The organism is Pantoea sp. B270 (assembly GCF_018726825.1).
GTDB classification, from domain to species: domain Bacteria; phylum Pseudomonadota; class Gammaproteobacteria; order Enterobacterales; family Enterobacteriaceae; genus Pantoea; species Pantoea dispersa.
Map to the genome: position 1 here is coordinate 2,201,741 of NZ_JAHCSX010000001.1, position 16,043 is coordinate 2,217,783.

The window sequence follows — 16,043 nt, forward strand, 5'->3', positions numbered from 1 at the left end:
ACGGAGAATGAACACGACGCGTCGTTTCAAATTTTCAGCTTGTTCCGGATTGTTAAAGAGCAAATACTTCGCAGCACACCGTCGCCGGTATACTCTGAAGTAAGTTTCAGTACTGTAATGGTGGAGCTAAGCGGGATCGAACCGCTGACCTCCTGCGTGCAAGGCAGGCGCTCTCCCAGCTGAGCTATAGCCCCATACAGTCACTGCAGAGACCATCTACATCCACTCACCAGGAGTCACGTTTCTCACACGGGAAATGTGATTTCGTCTCAGGCAAGGCATGTTTTCGCGAAGCATAGTGAACTATGCGAGCCGGAAACATAACGCGGCATGAGAAGAAATCTGGTAGGCCTGAGTGGACTTGAACCACCGACCTCACCCTTATCAGGGGTGCGCTCTAACCACCTGAGCTACAAGCCTGCAGGCGTTTTACGCTCTTCTCTAAGTTCATCAGACAATCTGTGTGAGCACTTCGCGGGAAAGTATCTTCAGGTAAGGAGGTGATCCAACCGCAGGTTCCCCTACGGTTACCTTGTTACGACTTCACCCCAGTCATGAATCACAAAGTGGTAAGCGCCCTCCCGAAGGTTAAGCTACCTACTTCTTTTGCAACCCACTCCCATGGTGTGACGGGCGGTGTGTACAAGGCCCGGGAACGTATTCACCGTAGCATTCTGATCTACGATTACTAGCGATTCCGACTTCATGGAGTCGAGTTGCAGACTCCAATCCGGACTACGACGCACTTTATGAGGTCCGCTTGCTCTCGCGAGGTCGCTTCTCTTTGTATGCGCCATTGTAGCACGTGTGTAGCCCTGGCCGTAAGGGCCATGATGACTTGACGTCATCCCCACCTTCCTCCGGTTTATCACCGGCAGTCTCCTTTGAGTTCCCGGCCGAGCCGCTGGCAACAAAGGATAAGGGTTGCGCTCGTTGCGGGACTTAACCCAACATTTCACAACACGAGCTGACGACAGCCATGCAGCACCTGTCTCAGAGTTCCCGAAGGCACCAAAGCATCTCTGCTAAGTTCTCTGGATGTCAAGGCCAGGTAAGGTTCTTCGCGTTGCATCGAATTAAACCACATGCTCCACCGCTTGTGCGGGCCCCCGTCAATTCATTTGAGTTTTAACCTTGCGGCCGTACTCCCCAGGCGGTCGACTTAACGCGTTAGCTCCGGAAGCCACGCCTCAAGGGCACAACCTCCAAGTCGACATCGTTTACGGCGTGGACTACCAGGGTATCTAATCCTGTTTGCTCCCCACGCTTTCGCACCTGAGCGTCAGTCTTCGTCCAGGGGGCCGCCTTCGCCACCGGTATTCCTCCAGATCTCTACGCATTTCACCGCTACACCTGGAATTCTACCCCCCTCTACGAGACTCAAGCCTGCCAGTTTCAAATGCAGTTCCCAGGTTAAGCCCGGGGATTTCACATCTGACTTAACAGACCGCCTGCGTGCGCTTTACGCCCAGTAATTCCGATTAACGCTTGCACCCTCCGTATTACCGCGGCTGCTGGCACGGAGTTAGCCGGTGCTTCTTCTGCGGGTAACGTCAATCGGCGAGGTTATTAACCTCACCGCCTTCCTCCCCGCTGAAAGTACTTTACAACCCGAAGGCCTTCTTCATACACGCGGCATGGCTGCATCAGGCTTGCGCCCATTGTGCAATATTCCCCACTGCTGCCTCCCGTAGGAGTCTGGACCGTGTCTCAGTTCCAGTGTGGCTGGTCATCCTCTCAGACCAGCTAGGGATCGTCGCCTAGGTGAGCCATTACCCCACCTACTAGCTAATCCCATCTGGGCACATCCGATGGTGTGAGGCCCGAAGGTCCCCCACTTTGGTCTTGCGACGTTATGCGGTATTAGCTACCGTTTCCAGTAGTTATCCCCCTCCATCGGGCAGTTTCCCAGACATTACTCACCCGTCCGCCACTCGCCACCCAAAGAGCAAGCTCTTCTGTGCTGCCGTTCGACTTGCATGTGTTAGGCCTGCCGCCAGCGTTCAATCTGAGCCATGATCAAACTCTTCAATTTAAAGTTTGATTTGCTGCAACGAGTGCAGCGATGCTCTGTGAATTAAACTTCGTAATGAATTACGTGTTCACTCAGCAAAGACTTGATATTTTTTAAAGCCCGTAGGCTTGTGATATCAATCCTGCGAGTGCCCACACAGATTGTCTGATAAATTGTTAAAGAGCGGTGCGACGCGGCGTTCGGCCTGCTGTCGCGAGGTGGCGTATATTACGCTTTCCTCCTTCAGAGTCAAACACTTTTTTCAGCGTTTTTCTCCGGCGGGGTGAATCGCTTCACGCCCTGCTGAGCCGTCTGCGTTGCCGCTTTGCCGTCTCAGTGGTGGCGCATTATAGGGATCCGGATTTTTTGCACAACCCCTTTTTTCGATCTTTTTAATCGACTGGCGAGTTTTCACTCTTTTCGCTGCGATCGCGAGCGATCCGCGCAAAAATCAGCTTGTTTACCCGCACCGGAAGCCGCAGGCTAGCGGGAAACATCAGAAAAGGAGAAATAGAATGTCTGTAGCCCTGCGCCCTTATAAGCAACATATTCCTCATGCCGGCGAGCGTGTGATGGTGGATAGCAGCAGCGTGGTCGTTGGCGAAGTCGAGCTGGCTGATGATGTCAGCATCTGGCCACTGGTAGCAATCCGCGGTGACGTGAATAAAGTGGTGATTGGTAAACGCAGCAATATCCAGGATGGCAGCGTGCTGCACGTTACGCATAAATCCAGCAGTAATCCCGATGGCTTTCCATTGATCATCGGTGAAGACGTGACGGTGGGCCATAAAGCAATGCTGCACGGCTGCACCATTGGCAACCGCGTGCTGGTGGGTATGGGCTCGATCCTGCTGGATGGCGCGATCGTCGAAGATGAGGTGATGATTGGCGCCGGCAGCCTGGTGCCACCCGGTAAACGCCTGCAAAGCGGCTATCTCTATTTAGGCAGCCCGGTGAAGCAGATCCGGCCACTAACCGAAGCGGAAATAGCCGGACTGCTTTACTCCGCTAACAATTATGTCGGCTGGAAAGATGAATATCTGACTCAGGGCAGCCACAGCCAGCCCTGATCGTCGGCCTGCTCCGCCCGGAGCAGCTGCTCGGCCTCTTCCTCCAGATCCCAGCGATGCGCGCTAAACAGCGCCATCGCCTCTCCGGCACCAAAACGTTGCTGCAGCGCCGGCAGCGATATTGCGCAGGTCAGTCCCATACCATTCACTAAGACCGGGAACAGCACCGCCTGCCGGACTGCGTCCCAGCTTTCCCGATCGGGAAACTGGATAGCCTGATTCATGCCTGCATCGCCTGTTTAAGTTGATCGATGACCGGCGCGATCTCCGGCATAACGCCATGCCACAGCTGAAACGCATGCGCCGCCTGACCCACCAGCATGCCGAGTCCATCCGCCAGCTGCTGTGTGCCGTGCTGCTGGCACCACGCCAGAAATGGCGTCAGCCCCTGCTGATAAAACATGTCGTAACAGCGCACCTGCGCATCAATCAGCGTAACCGGCAGCGGCGGCACGTCGCCCGCTACGCCGCTGGAGGTGGCATTGATGATCAGATCAAAACGATCGCCGGCCAGTTGATCAAAACTCATCGCCTGGATCGCCCCACTGTGCTGGAAAAGCTCAGCCAGCTGTTGCGCGCGTTCTGCCGTGCGGTTAACCACCACCAGCGCGCAGCCCGTCGAGAGCAGCGGCAGGATCACCCCACGCGCCGCGCCGCCCGCACCCACCAGCAGAATGCGATCGCCCGGCCGGATCAGCTGCAGCCGTTGCAGATCGCTCAGCAGGCCGATGCCGTCCGTGTTATCACCCAGAATCGAACCATCGGCTCTCTTCTTTAAGGTATTTACCGCGCCGGATAATGCCGCGCGTTCGCTGAGCTCATCCGCGAATTCCCATGCCTGCTGTTTAAACGGCAGCGTAACATTGGCGCCTTTGCCACCAGCCGCAAAAAATGCCTCTATCGCCTGCGGGAACCCTTCCAGCGGTGCGCAGATGCGTCCGTAAGGATGTTCAATACCGGTCTGCTCAGCAAAAGCGGCGTGAATAAACGGAGATTTGCTGTGGGCGATGGGATGACCAAAAACGGCATACTTTTCCATAATCAGCCCTGACGAATGAGTTCACCGCTAATAGCATCGCGGATTTCAGAAGGATTCAGGCGACCGCCGGTGGCCGCCTGCAACACCGGAAACTGCGAGCCAAACTGCTCTGCCACTTCGGCGGCGCTGCGGCACGGCGGCTGACCGGTTAAATTCGCGCTGGTTGAGACCAGCGGCTTACCAAATCCGCGACACAGCGCCTGGACCTGCGGATGATCGCTGACGCGAATCGCCAGCGAATCAAAGCGGCCGGTTAACCAGCGCGGCGTATGCGGCGAAGCAGGCACCACATAGGTGACCGGACCCGGCCAGCTGGCAAACATACGTTCGCGCTGCAGCACGGTGAGTTCGCGATCGGCAATATAAGGCTCGAGCTGCGCATAATCAGCGGCGATCAGGATCAGCCCCTTTTCCACCGGACGCTGTTTCAGTGCCAGCAGGGCCATCACCGCGCTTTCGCTGTCCGGATCGCAGCCAAGGCCGAATACGGCTTCGGTAGGGTAAGCAATCACTTGCTGTTGCTGAAGTTGTTCGATGCAGAAGTCGAGGCTTCCGGGTGCATGCTGGCTCTGGTTCATGATCACTCTTCATCCTGGGCGATGGGCTTACCGCAGCGTTTGCTGGCGCAGAAGCGCTTCATGCCCTGTGCGGTTTTCTTTTCTAATAATAACGGGAACTGGCAATGGGGGCAGACACCTTCCAGCGGCGTGGCGTTGATCGCGAACTGGCAGTCGGGATAACGGTCGCAGGCATGGAAGGTTTTGCCATAGCGTGAACGGCGCTGCACCAGCTTGCCGCTGGCGCACTGCGGGCAGGCAATTGCGGTTTCGTCCGGCTTATCGATGGTTTCCGTGTAATCACACTCCGGATAGTGGCTACAGCCGACAAACATGCCGAATCGCCCCTGGCGCAGCACTTTGTCCGCACCACACTGCGGGCAGGCATGGCCTTCCAGCACTTTGACAATATGGCCATCACCCTGGCTTTTCAGCGGGCGAATATAGTCGCAGGTTGGATAATTCACACAGCCGAGAAAAGGCCCGTGTTTGCCGGCACGTATCACTAATTCTGCCCCGCAGGCGGGGCAGGGATCGTGTTTACGCACGGTAAATAGTGCTGGTTTACTCATATTACCGAATGCATTAATCGCAAATTAATGCAGCATACCTTCATTGACGTCGAATAACAGTTCTTCCATCTGCTGATAGGCATTTTCACACCCGGGGATGTTAAACAGCACCATCAGCACCACCCATTTGAGATCTTCCAGATCGAATTCCAGCGTATCAAGCGCCATAACCCGTTCGATGACCATTTCGCGCGTTTCCATATTCAGCACCTGGATTTGCTCCAGGAACAGAATAAAACCACGACACTCGGCATCTAAACGCTGGCTCTCTTCTTCCGTGTAGATTCGCATGGAGAGCGGATCGTTAGCCAGCAACACTGGCGCGACCAGACCATCCTGATAATCCGCTAACCGCTCAAGCCAATTCAACGCATTGTAGATATCTTCGCGATGAAAACCGGCATCGGTTAAGTCATCGGTCAATTTATCCTGGTCAACGCGCATTTCAGCCTCGTTGTGGATATACGTCTCAAACAAGTACATAAGTACGTCGAACATGGCATGCCCTCCTCAATCGGACATAGCCGCCGGGTACAGCTGCGATCCATCCTGCTAACTCCAGCTCCAGCAATTGCGCTGCGATAACTGGCACAGGTTGGCCGGCACGTTCAGCGACGACGTCAACAGGTGTAACCTCATCACCTACGTTAGCCAACACGCTGGGAAATGGCAATGGCACATCATCACTGAGTTGTGAATATATTGTTTCTGAGATGCTGGCCGGCAACCATTGCAGGGCAGAATGCAAATCCTCAAGGATATTGTTGGGATGCGCCACCAGCAGCGCACCCTGCTGAATCAGCCAGTGCGTGCCTTCACAGCCAGGATTACCCAGCGCGCCAGGCAGCGCATACACGTTACGGTTTTGTTCCAGCGCATACCGCGCCGTCACCAGCGAGCCACTCTTCAGTGACGCTTCAACCACCAGCACGCCATGACTCAGGCCACTGATAATACGATTACGCCGCGGGAAATTTACCGCATGGGGCGCCATCGACAGCGGCAGTTCTGAAACCAGCGCGCCGCCGCTGGCGATGATCTCTTGTGCCAGCGGCTGATGGCTTTTCGGATAGAGATGATTCAGCCCGCTGCCCAGCACGGCCAGAGTTTTGCCCTGCACTTCCAGCGCGGCACGATGCGCCACGCCATCAATACCGCGCGCCAGCCCGCTGGTGATGGTCAAACCGCTTAGCGCCAGCTGCTGGGTAAACCAGCTGCCCCATTCTCTGCCATACGGCGAACAGTGACGACTGCCGACCACCGCCAGTTGCGGTGTCGCGAGTGCAGAGAGGTCACCCGCTATATAAAGGGCAGCCGGATAGCGGCTGATTTCCCGCAGCCGGGCGGGATAATGTGCGTCGCTGCAGGCGATCAGATGATGTTGCGCCTGTTGCAGCCAGCGCTGCGTTGTTTCCAGCTGCCGTGGACAGAGGGCGAGAAACTGTTGCCGCTGCGTGTCGTCCAGACCGTGCTGCTGCAGCCACGCGTCGTCAACGTGGCTGGCGGCCAGAAGCGCCATGATGAACTGACGGGCGCGCTCACCGCTTAAACCCCAGACGTAAGTCAGCCTGATAATCCTTTCACTGCGTTCCATGCTGCGCTCCCTGTCAGCCGTGCTCTGATGCGGCACAATGCTGTCAATCAGGCCCCAAAAAGTCTACAATATGAGGCAGTAATCTTTTCTTTAACGCATACAGATCTGGATATTTATGTCAGTTTTGCAGGTATTACATTTCCCTGACGATCGCCTTCGCAAAATTGCTGCACCCGTTGCGGCTGTGAATGCTGACGTTCAGCGTATTGTCGACGATATGTTTGAGACCATGTACGCCGAAGAAGGCATTGGTCTGGCGGCGACGCAGGTGGATATTCACCAGCGCATCATCGTGATTGATGTTTCTGAAAGCCGCGAAGAGCGCCTGGTGCTGATTAACCCGGAGCTGCTGGAAAAAAGCGGCGAAACCAGTATCGAAGAGGGTTGCCTGTCGATCCCGGAACAGCGGGCGTTTGTGCCGCGTGCCGAGCGGGTCAAAGTGCGCGCGCTGAATCGCGACGGTAACAGCTTCGAGCTGGAAACCGACGGTCTGCTGGCGATCTGCATCCAGCATGAGATCGACCATCTCGACGGTAAACTGTTTATTGATTATCTGTCGCCGCTGAAGCGTCAGCGTATTAAACAGAAACTGGAAAAACTGGCCCGCCAGAATGCGCGCGCATCCTGAGAGCGAACAGAAGGTTGAACTGTGTCTGCACCGTTAAAAATCATCTTTGCCGGTACTCCTGACTTCGCAGCGCGTCATCTCGACGCGCTGCTTGCTTCTGAGCATCAGGTGGTTGGCGTCTTTACTCAGCCCGACCGCCCTGCCGGACGTGGCAACAAACTCACGCCGGGCCCGGTAAAAGTGCTGGCTCAGGCGCATGATATTCCCGTGTTTCAGCCAAAGTCCCTGAAGCCGGAAGAGAATCAGCAGCTGGTTGCCGGGCTACAGGCCGATGTGATGGTGGTCGTCGCTTATGGTCTGATCCTGCCTCAGGCGGTGCTGACGATGCCGCGCCTTGGCTGCATCAACGTACACGGCTCGCTGCTGCCGCGCTGGCGCGGTGCGGCGCCGATTCAGCGCTCACTGTGGGCCGGCGATAACGAAACCGGTGTGACCATCATGCAGATGGACGTGGGTCTGGATACCGGCGATATGCTGCACAAAATAACCTGCCCGATTAATGCCGACGATACCAGCGCATCGCTGTACGACAAGCTGGCGCAGCTGGGTCCGCAGGGGATGCTGACCACGCTCAGTCTGCTGGCCGCCGGCAGCGCACAGCCCGAAGTGCAGGATGAGACCCTGGTAACTTACGCGGAAAAGCTCAGTAAAGAAGAGGCACGTCTTGACTGGTCGCTCTCTGCTGTTCAGCTGGAACGGTGCATTCGCGCCTTCAATCCGTGGCCGGTGAGTTATTTCCTTATCGACGATCAGCCGGTCAAAGTCTGGCAGGCCAGCGTGTTACCGCACCGCAGCGCCCAGCCGGGAGAAATTCTGCAGGCTGACAAACACGGCATCCAGATCGCGACCGCTGACGGCGTGCTGAATCTGCTCTCACTGCAGCCTGCCGGCAAAAAAGCCATGGCGGCGCAGGATCTGCTCAATTCGCGTCGTGAATGGTTTACACCCGGCACCGTTCTGGCCTGATTCTCCAGCCCGGTTTCCGCCGGGCTTTTTGTTTGATGAATGAATATGAAAAAAGCGACCAACCTGCGCAGCCTTGCCGCGCAACTGATTGAACGCGTGGTGGATAAAGGGGAATCGCTGAGCGCGATTCTGCCCGCTGCGCAAAAAACGCTGGCAAACAACGATGGCGCGCTGCTGCAGGAGTTGTGTTTTGGCGTGACGCGCACGCTGCCGCAGCTGGAAGCGTTGATTAATAAGCTGATGGCGCGGCCGTTAACCGGCAAACAGCGCGTGCTGCACTATCTGATCATGGTGGGCCTGTATCAGCTGCTGTATACCCGCGTTCCGCCGCACGCCGCGCTGGCCGAAACCGTGGCCGGGGCTGAAGCACTGAAGCGGGCAAATCTGAAAGGCTTGCTCAACGGCGTGCTGCGTCAGTTTCAGCGTCAGCGGGACGCACTGCTGGCGGAGGTCAATCAGGGCCCGCAGCGTTACTGGCATCCGGGCTGGCTGCTGAAACGGTTGCAGACCGCGTGGCCGGAGCAGTGGCAGCAGATTGTGGAAGCAAACAATCAGCGACCGCCAATGTGGCTGCGCGTGAATCGTCAGCATCACAGCCGTGACGCCTGGCTGGCGTTATTAACCCAGCAGAATCAAAATGCGTTTAGTGCTGACGCGCCGGATGCGCTGCGTCTTGAAGCACCGGCTCCGGTCAGTCAGCTGCCAGGCTTTGAGCAGGGCTGGGTGACGGTGCAGGATCTCTCTGCTCAGCGTTGCGCCCTGCTGCTGGCGCCGGAAAACGGCGAAACCATTCTCGACCTGTGCGCTGCGCCCGGCGGCAAAACCACCCATATTCTCGAAATTGCGCCGCAGGCCCGCGTGATGGCGGTGGATATCGATGCGCAGCGCCTGTCGCGCGTGACGGAAAACCTGCAGCGTCTGGGGATGCAGGCTGACGTGCGTCAGGGCGATGGCCGCACGCCAGCGGCCTGGTGCGACGAGCAGCAATTCGACCGCATCTTGCTGGATGCGCCCTGCTCGGCCACCGGCGTTATTCGACGCCATCCGGATATCAAATGGCTACGCCGCGATCGCGATATCGACGAACTCGCCGCGCTACAGCGTGAGATTCTGGCGGCCATCTGGCCTCGCCTGAAATCGGGCGGTACGCTGCTTTATGCCACCTGCTCAGTGCTGCCGCAGGAGAACCAGCAGCAGATCGATGCTTTCCTCGCGACGCATGACGATGCGGTGCCGCAGGCACTGCCACATGGGCAACTTAACGGCTGGCAGGTTTTCCCTGCCATCAATGGCGGCGACGGTTTCTTCTACGCTAAGCTGATGAAAAAATAGTGCAGCGCACAGTGACAAGAGCAACGTATCCATGAAAATTATTATCCTCGGCGCCGGCCAGGTGGGCGGCACGCTCGCTGAAAACCTGGTGGGCGAAAACAATGACATCACCGTGGTTGATAGCGATCCCTCACGCTTACGCGTGCTGCAGGATAAGTTTGACCTGCGCGTGGTGCAGGGCCATGGTTCGCACCCGCGCGTGTTGCGTGAAGCCGGCGCCGAAGATGCGGATATGCTGGTGGCGGTGACCAGCTCTGACGAAACCAACATGATTGCCTGTCAGATTGCTTACTCGCTGTTTAACACGCCAAACCGCATTGCCCGTATCCGCGCCGCCGATTATCTGCGCGATGCGGAAAAGCTGTTTGTGCCGGAAGCGGTGCCCATCGACCATTTGATCTCGCCTGAACAGCTGGTGATCGACAACATCTATCGGCTGATTCAGTACCCTGGCGCGTTACAGGTGGTGAATTTTGCCGAGGGCAAAGTCAGCCTGGCAGTGGTCAAAGCCTATTACGGCGGACCGCTGGTGGGCAATCCGCTGTCGATCCTGCGTGAGCACATGCCGCATATCGATACCCGCGTAGCCGCCATTTTTCGTCAGGATCGCCCGATCCGCCCGCAGGGATCGACGATCGTCGAAGCTGGCGATGAAGTGTTTTTTATTGCCGCCAGTCAGCATATTCGTGCGGTGATGAGCGAGATGCAGCGGCTCGAAAAGCCCTATAAACGCATTATGCTGGTCGGCGGCGGTAATATCGGCTTTGGCCTGGCGCAGCGGCTGGAAAAGCAGTACAGCGTTAAGCTGATTGAGCGTAATCAGCAGCGCGCGGCTGAACTGGCTGAACATCTGCAGGATACCATCGTGTTCTATGGCGATGCCTCGGATCAGGAACTGCTGGCAGAAGAGCATGTCGATCAGGTCGATCTGTTTATCGCCGTCACTAACGACGATGAAGCCAATATCATGTCAGCAATGCTGGCCAAAAAAATGGGCGCGAAAAAAGTGATGGTGCTGATCCAGCGTCGCGCCTATGTCGATCTGGTGCAGGGCAGCGTGATCGACATTGCGATCTCTCCGCAGCAGGCCACAATTTCTGCGCTGCTTGGCCACGTGCGCAAAGCCGATATTGTCGGCGTCTCTTCACTGCGCCGCGGTATTGCGGAAGCCATCGAGGCCATTGCCCACGGTGATGAAACCACTTCGCGCGTGGTCGGCCGCCTGATTGAAGATATTAAACTGCCGCCGGGCACAATTATCGGCGCGGTGGTGCGTGGTGATGACGTGATCATCGCCAATGATAATGTGCGTATTGAGCAAGGCGACCACGTGATCATGTTCCTCACCGACAAAAAGTTTGTGCCGGACGTTGAGCGTCTGTTCCAGCCGAGCCCGTTCTTCCTGTAACGCGTTGTGATTGGGCTGAAGTGAGAGTGGTGTTTAATCCATTGTTATAATGGCAATTACACGAAGGTTTGTTAGACTTTAGCCATTGGCCAAGGCAAGGAGATAACAATGAGTTTATTCAAAGAGTTTCGTGATTTTGCGATGCGTGGCAACGTGGTGGACCTGGCGGTCGGTGTGATCATCGGTGCTGCGTTCGGTAAGATCGTATCGTCACTGGTTGCGAACATCATTATGCCACCGCTCGGTTTACTGATTGGCGGCGTCGACTTTAAGCAGTTTAAATGGGTACTCAAGCCAGCAGAAGGCGATATCCCAGCGGTGGTGATGGAATACGGTAACTTTATTCAGACGGTATTTGATTTCATCATCGTGGCGTTTGCTATCTTCATTGCCATCAAAGTAATGAATAAACTGTATAAAAAGAAAGAAGTGGAAAAACCAGCGCCTAAACCGACTAATGAAGAAGTGCTGCTGACCGAGATTCGCGACCTGCTTAAGCAACAAAATAATAAAGTGTGATGAATAAAAGCCGCCTGTTCAGGCGGCTTTTTTGTCACTAAAGCAGAAGGCCAGAGGTAAACACTGTTGCTTACCGCTGGCCTCCTGATTCGCTCCCTTCGCGTGTTTATCTTTACGCCGGTAGCTGCCTTTCCCCTTCTGATTGCGCTCAACTCGCTGGCGATACAGCGGATCGTGTAACAGGGCTTCCAGGGCGTTATCGTTAATTTTGCCTTTTCGATGCTGATAGTGACTCATATCGTCCTCCGGTTAGTAATGGCGCAACTATAGTCCCTGCGCGCCAGAATTCAATCCTTACTACAACAAATTTCAGGATGCGGATCTTCGCCGGTTTCCAGTGCCTCGAGGATCGAACAACAGGCGCTACTGTGCCGGTCGCCACAACAGGTTTCCGCCAGCCGTTGCAGTGAGCGCTGAATGGTTTGCAGTTCGCCAATCATACTGTTCACCTCATCCAGCCGTTTCGCCACGATCGCTTTTGACTCTTCACAGGTGTGATGCTCTGGATCAATACGGATCGACAGCAGGTCGCGGATCGATTCCAGGCTGAAACCAAGCTGCCGGCCGTAACGGATAAAACGCAGGCGCTGCAGATCGTTATCGCTGTACAGGCGGAAGCCGCCCTCGGTGCGTACCTCATGATCCATCATCTGCTGCTTTTCATAAAAGCGGATGGTGTCCGGCGTCACGTCCGCCAGTTTTGCCAGCTGGCCAATGCGATACATACTATTTCTCCTGCTGTAACCGCTGACCGATCGCCGGGCGGTATTCGCCACGCAGAAAATCGGTGCTCATGCCGGCCTGCTGCAGTTTCATCTCCAGCAATGTCAGGCGCTTGGCCAGTTCGCGCGCCTCGTTGTCATCAGGATCGAGTTCGCGAAGCAAATCGCTCAGTGCCAGCGCGTCGCGGCGCATCTCAAGTTCCGGTGGGAGATAGCCGGCGTTTTTCAGCAGTCGCCAGGCACTGCGCAATTCCGCCGGCACACCACTGTCATCGTCCAGCGTGAGCGGCGCACCCTCACCAGGCAGATTGCTCAGCTCACCCTTTCCCTGCGCGGCGCGGATGTGTTGCTCAGCCAGCTGATCGATAAGCCACATAGAAACCTCCTGCAAGCATGTCTGCCAACAGCATAGCGAATGGAGGGGAAATGGGAAGAAATGACAGGCAATAAAAAACCCGCCGAAGCGGGTTTTTTACGTTACTGCAAATTACTCTGCAGCAGCTTCTGCTTGAGCTTCTGGACGATCAACCAGCTCGATGTAAGCCATCGGAGCGTTGTCACCAGCACGGAAGCCACACTTCAGAATACGAGTGTAACCACCGGCACGGCTCGCGAAACGCGGGCCCAGCTCGTTAAACAGTTTTGCCACGATCTCGTTATCACGAGTACGGGCGAATGCCAGACGACGATTAGCTACGCTGTCGGTCTTGGCAAGAGTAATCAGCGGCTCAACTACGCGACGCAGCTCTTTGGCTTTCGGCAGAGTCGTCTTAATGATCTCATGACGAACCAGAGAACCAGCCATGTTGCGGAACATAGCCTGACGATGGCTGCTGTTGCGGTTCAGTTGACGACCACTCTTACGATGGCGCATGACCTTATCCTTCTCAGTGAAACCTTAACCTGCGATCCGGTTATTCATCAGCAATGCTTGCCGGTGGCCAGTTTTCCAGGCGCATGCCCAGAGACAGACCACGTGATGCGAGCACGTCTTTAATCTCGGTAAGAGATTTTTTACCCAGGTTAGGCGTTTTAAGCAGCTCAACCTCGGTACGCTGTACCAGATCACCGATGTAGTGGATAGCTTCTGCCTTGAGGCAGTTAGCAGAGCGGACAGTCAATTCCAGATCGTCAACAGGGCGCAGCAGGATCGGATCGAATTCTGGTTTCTCTTCTTTGACTTCCGGCTGACGTACATCACGTAAGTCAACGAAAGCTTCCAGTTGTTCTGCCAGGATGGTTGCCGCACGACGAATCGCCTCTTCAGGATCGATTGTGCCGTTGGTTTCCATTTCGATGACCAGCTTGTCCAGGTCGGTGCGCTGTTCTACACGCGCTGCTTCAACATTGTAGGCGATACGGTCTACAGGGCTGTAGCAAGCGTCAACCAACAGACGGCCGATTGGGCGCTCATCTTCTTCCGAATGAATTCGGGCAGAAGCCGGCACATAACCACGACCACGCTGAACTTTGATACGCATGCTAATAGACGCGTTTTCATCGGTCAGATGGCAGATCACATGCTGCGGCTTGACGATTTCGACATCACCGTCGTGGGTAATGTCGGCTGCAGTCACAGGGCCAATGCCAGATTTATTCAGCGTAAGAATGACTTCATCTTTACCCTGAACTCTTACCGCCAGCCCTTTCAGATTGAGCAGGATTTCCAGGATATCTTCCTGTACGCCCTCTTTGGTGGAGTACTCGTGCAGCACGCCATCAATCTCAACCTCGGTCACCGCGCAACCCGGCATGGAAGAAAGCAGAATACGGCGCAGTGCGTTACCAAGAGTATGGCCAAAGCCACGCTCTAACGGCTCAAGGGTCACCTTGGCGTGCGTCGAACTCACTTGCTCGATATCTACCAGGCGCGGTTTTAGAAACTCTGTCACAGAACCCTGCATTGTGTCCTCTCTTTGGTACTAAGCTTTACTTAGAGTAAAGCTCGACGATCAGGTGTTCGTTAATGTCCGCAGACAGATCGGTACGCTCAGGAATACGCTTGAACACACCTTCCATCTTAGTCGCATCAACTTCCAGCCAGGTTGGCTTTTCACGCTGCTCAGCCAGCTCCAGAGCGGCCTTCACGCGAGATTGCTTTTTGGCTTTCTCACGGATGCTTACGACATCATTCGGAGATACCTGATAAGAAGCGATGTTAACAACGCGACCGTTTACCATTACAGATTTGTGGCTAACCAGCTGACGTGCTTCTGCACGAGTGGCACCAAAGCCCATACGGTAAACTACGTTATCCAGACGACCTTCCAGCAGAGCTAACAGGTTTTCACCGGTGTTGCCTTTCAGACGCGCTGCTTCTTTATAGTAGTTACGGAACTGACGCTCCAGCACGCCGTAGATACGACGAACTTTTTGCTTTTCACGTAACTGGCCGCCGTAATCAGACAGACGCGGTTTACGCGCACCATGCTGACCAGGGGCTTGTTCAATTTTGCACTTGGAATCAATCGCGCGAACGCCAGACTTAAGGAATAAGTCAGTGCCCTCACGACGGCTCAGCTTGAGCTTAGGACCCAAATATCTTGCCATTTTCTTTCTCCAACTAACCTAAAAAACGGAACGTTAAACGCGACGTTTTTTCGGCGGACGACAACCGTTGTGAGGGATCGGAGTCACATCAGTAATATTAGTGATGCGGAAACCAGCGGCGTTCAGAGCACGAATAGTAGATTCGCGGCCTGGACCCGGACCCTTAACCATAACTTCCAGGTTCTTAATACCGTAATCTTTCACGGCTTCTGCACAGCGCTCTGCAGCGACCTGAGCAGCAAACGGAGTAGATTTACGTGAACCGCGGAAACCGGAACCACCGGCGGTTGCCCAACCCAGTGCGTTACCCTGACGATCAGTAATAGTAACGATGGTGTTGTTAAAAGACGCATGGACATGAGCCACGCCATCTGAGACTTGTTTTCTTACACGCTTACGTGCACGAACTGGTGCCTTTGCCATTATTTACTCACCCCGATTATTTCTTGATCGGTTTACGCGGACCCTTACGGGTACGTGCGTTGGTCTTAGTACGCTGACCGCGCACCGGCAGACCACGACGATGGCGTAAACCACGGTAGCAACCAAGGTCCATCAGACGCTTGATGCTCAGGGTGATTTCACGGCGCAGATCACCTTCAACAACGAATTTACCAACTGCTTCACGCAGCTGATCAATTTGTTCTTCAGACAGCTCACTGATCTTAACATTTTCGGCGATGCCCGTTTCAGCACAGATGGCTTTAGAACGGGTTTTGCCGATACCGAAGATCGAAGTTAATGCGATAACGGTATGTTTTTGATCAGGAATGTTAATGCCTGCTATACGGGCCACTATGCACTCCTATAATTAAATAAATGCGTACCATGCTGAAAAGCCCGTTTTCAGGATACTCAAATGGAAACGCATCGACATACAAAAGATTGGCTGGCTAATCTAGCCAGCTCAACCCGACTTTGCAAGAAAAATATGTGACTTAATCAGCCCTGGCGCTGTTTATGCTTAGGCTCGGAGCTGCAGATCACACGTACGACACCGTCGCGACGAATGATTTTGCAGTTACGACATAATTTCTTGACGGAAGCACGAACTTTCATTTTTACTCTCCGT

Annotated in this window: 21 protein-coding genes, 2 tRNA genes and 1 rRNA gene; 6 read left to right on the forward strand and 18 right to left on the reverse strand. The window is 55.0% G+C overall.

Annotated elements, in window-relative coordinates; all coding sequences use genetic code 11:
* Positions 1–118: 118 nt before the first annotated feature.
* The 3 genes from KOL70_RS10540 to KOL70_RS10550 form a co-directional block, all read right to left on the reverse strand.
* Positions 119–194, reverse strand: a tRNA-Ala gene (locus tag KOL70_RS10540).
* 149 nt (positions 195–343) lie between these two features.
* Positions 344–420, reverse strand: a tRNA-Ile gene (locus KOL70_RS10545).
* Positions 421–493: 73 nt separating this feature from the next.
* Positions 494–2,035, reverse strand: a 16S ribosomal RNA gene (locus tag KOL70_RS10550).
* A gap of 494 nt (positions 2,036–2,529) precedes the next feature.
* Here KOL70_RS10550 and KOL70_RS10555 point away from each other — a divergent pair.
* Complete coding sequence (locus KOL70_RS10555; RefSeq protein WP_215480620.1) at positions 2,530–3,084, forward strand: gamma carbonic anhydrase family protein; 555 nt, start codon at positions 2,530–2,532, stop codon at positions 3,082–3,084.
* On the opposite strand, the gene KOL70_RS10560 is transcribed toward KOL70_RS10555, so the two are convergent.
* Genes KOL70_RS10560 through dprA form a run of 6 tightly spaced genes read right to left on the reverse strand, consistent with a single transcriptional unit; the run spans position 3,060 to position 6,846 of the window.
* On the reverse strand, positions 3,060–3,308 hold the full coding sequence (locus KOL70_RS10560; RefSeq protein ID WP_058759902.1) for a DUF1488 domain-containing protein: 249 nt from the start codon (positions 3,306–3,308) through the stop codon (positions 3,060–3,062). The two genes, KOL70_RS10555 and KOL70_RS10560, sit on opposite strands and share 25 nt — an antisense overlap.
* Positions 3,305–4,123, reverse strand: a complete 819-nt coding sequence (aroE, locus tag KOL70_RS10565; RefSeq protein ID WP_215480621.1) for a shikimate dehydrogenase — start codon at positions 4,121–4,123, stop codon at positions 3,305–3,307. Before aroE ends, KOL70_RS10560 begins: the two co-directional genes overlap by 4 nt.
* Positions 4,124–4,125: 2 nt before the next feature.
* Positions 4,126–4,701, reverse strand: coding sequence for an L-threonylcarbamoyladenylate synthase type 1 TsaC (gene tsaC, locus KOL70_RS10570; protein ID WP_031279838.1), 576 nt, complete (start codon positions 4,699–4,701; stop codon positions 4,126–4,128).
* Between the two features lie 2 nt (positions 4,702–4,703).
* Positions 4,704–5,252, reverse strand: coding sequence for a type I DNA topoisomerase (locus KOL70_RS10575; RefSeq protein ID WP_215480622.1), 549 nt, complete (start codon positions 5,250–5,252; stop codon positions 4,704–4,706).
* 24 nt (positions 5,253–5,276) lie between these two features.
* The gene (gene smg, locus KOL70_RS10580) at positions 5,277–5,750 is read right to left on the reverse strand and encodes a DUF494 family protein Smg (protein ID WP_031279836.1); all 474 of its coding nucleotides are present in this window, start codon (positions 5,748–5,750) and stop codon (positions 5,277–5,279) included.
* Positions 5,722–6,846 (reverse strand): DNA-protecting protein DprA, encoded by a 1,125-nt coding sequence (dprA, locus tag KOL70_RS10585; protein ID WP_215480623.1) that lies wholly within the window; start codon positions 6,844–6,846, stop codon positions 5,722–5,724. The genes smg and dprA overlap by 29 nt, the downstream gene beginning before the upstream one ends.
* A gap of 115 nt (positions 6,847–6,961) precedes the next feature.
* On the opposite strand from dprA, the gene def reads away from it, so the two are divergent.
* The 5 genes from def to mscL all read left to right on the forward strand — a co-directional run bounded on the left by def (position 6,962) and on the right by mscL (position 11,699).
* Complete coding sequence (def, locus tag KOL70_RS10590; RefSeq protein WP_215480624.1) at positions 6,962–7,474, forward strand: peptide deformylase; 513 nt, start codon at positions 6,962–6,964, stop codon at positions 7,472–7,474.
* A 21-nt stretch (positions 7,475–7,495) separates the two neighbouring features.
* Positions 7,496–8,440, forward strand: a complete 945-nt coding sequence (gene fmt / locus KOL70_RS10595) for a methionyl-tRNA formyltransferase (RefSeq protein WP_058759898.1) — start codon at positions 7,496–7,498, stop codon at positions 8,438–8,440.
* Between the two features lie 45 nt (positions 8,441–8,485).
* Positions 8,486–9,772 carry a 16S rRNA (cytosine(967)-C(5))-methyltransferase RsmB gene (gene rsmB / locus KOL70_RS10600; RefSeq protein ID WP_215480625.1) on the forward strand — a complete coding sequence of 429 codons (1,287 nt, stop codon included), beginning with the start codon at positions 8,486–8,488 and terminating at the stop codon, positions 9,770–9,772.
* Between the two features lie 31 nt (positions 9,773–9,803).
* Entirely contained in the window at positions 9,804–11,180 is a 1,377-nt protein-coding gene (gene trkA / locus KOL70_RS10605) for a Trk system potassium transporter TrkA (protein WP_021508228.1), read from the forward strand.
* Positions 11,181–11,288: 108 nt separating this feature from the next.
* Complete coding sequence (gene mscL, locus KOL70_RS10610) at positions 11,289–11,699, forward strand: large-conductance mechanosensitive channel protein MscL (RefSeq protein ID WP_021508227.1); 411 nt, start codon at positions 11,289–11,291, stop codon at positions 11,697–11,699.
* 18 nt (positions 11,700–11,717) lie between these two features.
* Here the strand turns inward: mscL and KOL70_RS10615 are convergent, their stop codons facing one another.
* The 9 genes from KOL70_RS10615 to rpmJ form a co-directional block, all read right to left on the reverse strand.
* Entirely contained in the window at positions 11,718–11,936 is a 219-nt protein-coding gene (locus KOL70_RS10615; RefSeq protein WP_021508226.1) for an alternative ribosome-rescue factor A, read from the reverse strand.
* A 50-nt stretch (positions 11,937–11,986) separates the two neighbouring features.
* Positions 11,987–12,424, reverse strand: coding sequence for a Zn(2+)-responsive transcriptional regulator (zntR, locus tag KOL70_RS10620; protein ID WP_021508225.1), 438 nt, complete (start codon positions 12,422–12,424; stop codon positions 11,987–11,989).
* 1 nt (position 12,425) lies between these two features.
* On the reverse strand, positions 12,426–12,797 hold the full coding sequence (locus KOL70_RS10625) for a DUF1992 domain-containing protein (RefSeq protein ID WP_215480626.1): 372 nt from the start codon (positions 12,795–12,797) through the stop codon (positions 12,426–12,428).
* A 111-nt stretch (positions 12,798–12,908) separates the two neighbouring features.
* Entirely contained in the window at positions 12,909–13,295 is a 387-nt protein-coding gene (gene rplQ / locus KOL70_RS10630; protein WP_003850180.1) for a 50S ribosomal protein L17, read from the reverse strand.
* Between the two features lie 40 nt (positions 13,296–13,335).
* Positions 13,336–14,325 (reverse strand): DNA-directed RNA polymerase subunit alpha, encoded by a 990-nt coding sequence (gene rpoA / locus KOL70_RS10635; protein ID WP_007891688.1) that lies wholly within the window; start codon positions 14,323–14,325, stop codon positions 13,336–13,338.
* A 25-nt stretch (positions 14,326–14,350) separates the two neighbouring features.
* Positions 14,351–14,971: a 30S ribosomal protein S4 gene (gene rpsD / locus KOL70_RS10640; protein WP_010618555.1), complete on the reverse strand. Its 621-nt coding sequence runs from the start codon at positions 14,969–14,971 to the stop codon at positions 14,351–14,353.
* Between the two features lie 33 nt (positions 14,972–15,004).
* Entirely contained in the window at positions 15,005–15,394 is a 390-nt protein-coding gene (gene rpsK, locus KOL70_RS10645) for a 30S ribosomal protein S11 (RefSeq protein ID WP_004160563.1), read from the reverse strand.
* A gap of 16 nt (positions 15,395–15,410) precedes the next feature.
* Positions 15,411–15,767, reverse strand: a complete 357-nt coding sequence (gene rpsM / locus KOL70_RS10650; RefSeq protein ID WP_021508223.1) for a 30S ribosomal protein S13 — start codon at positions 15,765–15,767, stop codon at positions 15,411–15,413.
* 146 nt (positions 15,768–15,913) lie between these two features.
* Complete coding sequence (gene rpmJ / locus KOL70_RS10655) at positions 15,914–16,030, reverse strand: 50S ribosomal protein L36 (protein WP_071813610.1); 117 nt, start codon at positions 16,028–16,030, stop codon at positions 15,914–15,916.
* Between the last annotated feature and the right edge of the window lie 13 nt (positions 16,031–16,043).

Bases quoted from the DNA above. Each gene is read 5' to 3' on its own strand.
- KOL70_RS10555 (WP_215480620.1), top strand. From the start codon at position 2,530: ATGTCTGTAGCCCTGCGCCCTTATAAGCAACATATTCCTCATGCCGGC.
- KOL70_RS10560 (WP_058759902.1), bottom strand. From the start codon at position 3,308: ATGAATCAGGCTATCCAGTTTCCCGATCGGGAAAGCTGGGACGCAGTC.
- aroE (WP_215480621.1), bottom strand. From the start codon at position 4,123: ATGGAAAAGTATGCCGTTTTTGGTCATCCCATCGCCCACAGCAAATCT.
- tsaC (WP_031279838.1), bottom strand. From the start codon at position 4,701: ATGAACCAGAGCCAGCATGCACCCGGAAGCCTCGACTTCTGCATCGAA.
- KOL70_RS10575 (WP_215480622.1), bottom strand. From the start codon at position 5,252: ATGAGTAAACCAGCACTATTTACCGTGCGTAAACACGATCCCTGCCCC.
- smg (WP_031279836.1), bottom strand. From the start codon at position 5,750: ATGTTCGACGTACTTATGTACTTGTTTGAGACGTATATCCACAACGAG.
- dprA (WP_215480623.1), bottom strand. From the start codon at position 6,846: ATGGAACGCAGTGAAAGGATTATCAGGCTGACTTACGTCTGGGGTTTA.
- def (WP_215480624.1), top strand. From the start codon at position 6,962: ATGTCAGTTTTGCAGGTATTACATTTCCCTGACGATCGCCTTCGCAAA.
- rsmB (WP_215480625.1), top strand. From the start codon at position 8,486: ATGAAAAAAGCGACCAACCTGCGCAGCCTTGCCGCGCAACTGATTGAA.
- trkA (WP_021508228.1), top strand. From the start codon at position 9,804: ATGAAAATTATTATCCTCGGCGCCGGCCAGGTGGGCGGCACGCTCGCT.
- mscL (WP_021508227.1), top strand. From the start codon at position 11,289: ATGAGTTTATTCAAAGAGTTTCGTGATTTTGCGATGCGTGGCAACGTG.
- KOL70_RS10615 (WP_021508226.1), bottom strand. From the start codon at position 11,936: ATGAGTCACTATCAGCATCGAAAAGGCAAAATTAACGATAACGCCCTG.
- zntR (WP_021508225.1), bottom strand. From the start codon at position 12,424: ATGTATCGCATTGGCCAGCTGGCAAAACTGGCGGACGTGACGCCGGAC.
- KOL70_RS10625 (WP_215480626.1), bottom strand. From the start codon at position 12,797: ATGTGGCTTATCGATCAGCTGGCTGAGCAACACATCCGCGCCGCGCAG.
- rplQ (WP_003850180.1), bottom strand. From the start codon at position 13,295: ATGCGCCATCGTAAGAGTGGTCGTCAACTGAACCGCAACAGCAGCCAT.
- rpoA (WP_007891688.1), bottom strand. From the start codon at position 14,325: ATGCAGGGTTCTGTGACAGAGTTTCTAAAACCGCGCCTGGTAGATATC.
- rpsD (WP_010618555.1), bottom strand. From the start codon at position 14,971: ATGGCAAGATATTTGGGTCCTAAGCTCAAGCTGAGCCGTCGTGAGGGC.
- rpsK (WP_004160563.1), bottom strand. From the start codon at position 15,394: ATGGCAAAGGCACCAGTTCGTGCACGTAAGCGTGTAAGAAAACAAGTC.
- rpmJ (WP_071813610.1), bottom strand. From the start codon at position 16,030: ATGAAAGTTCGTGCTTCCGTCAAGAAATTATGTCGTAACTGCAAAATC.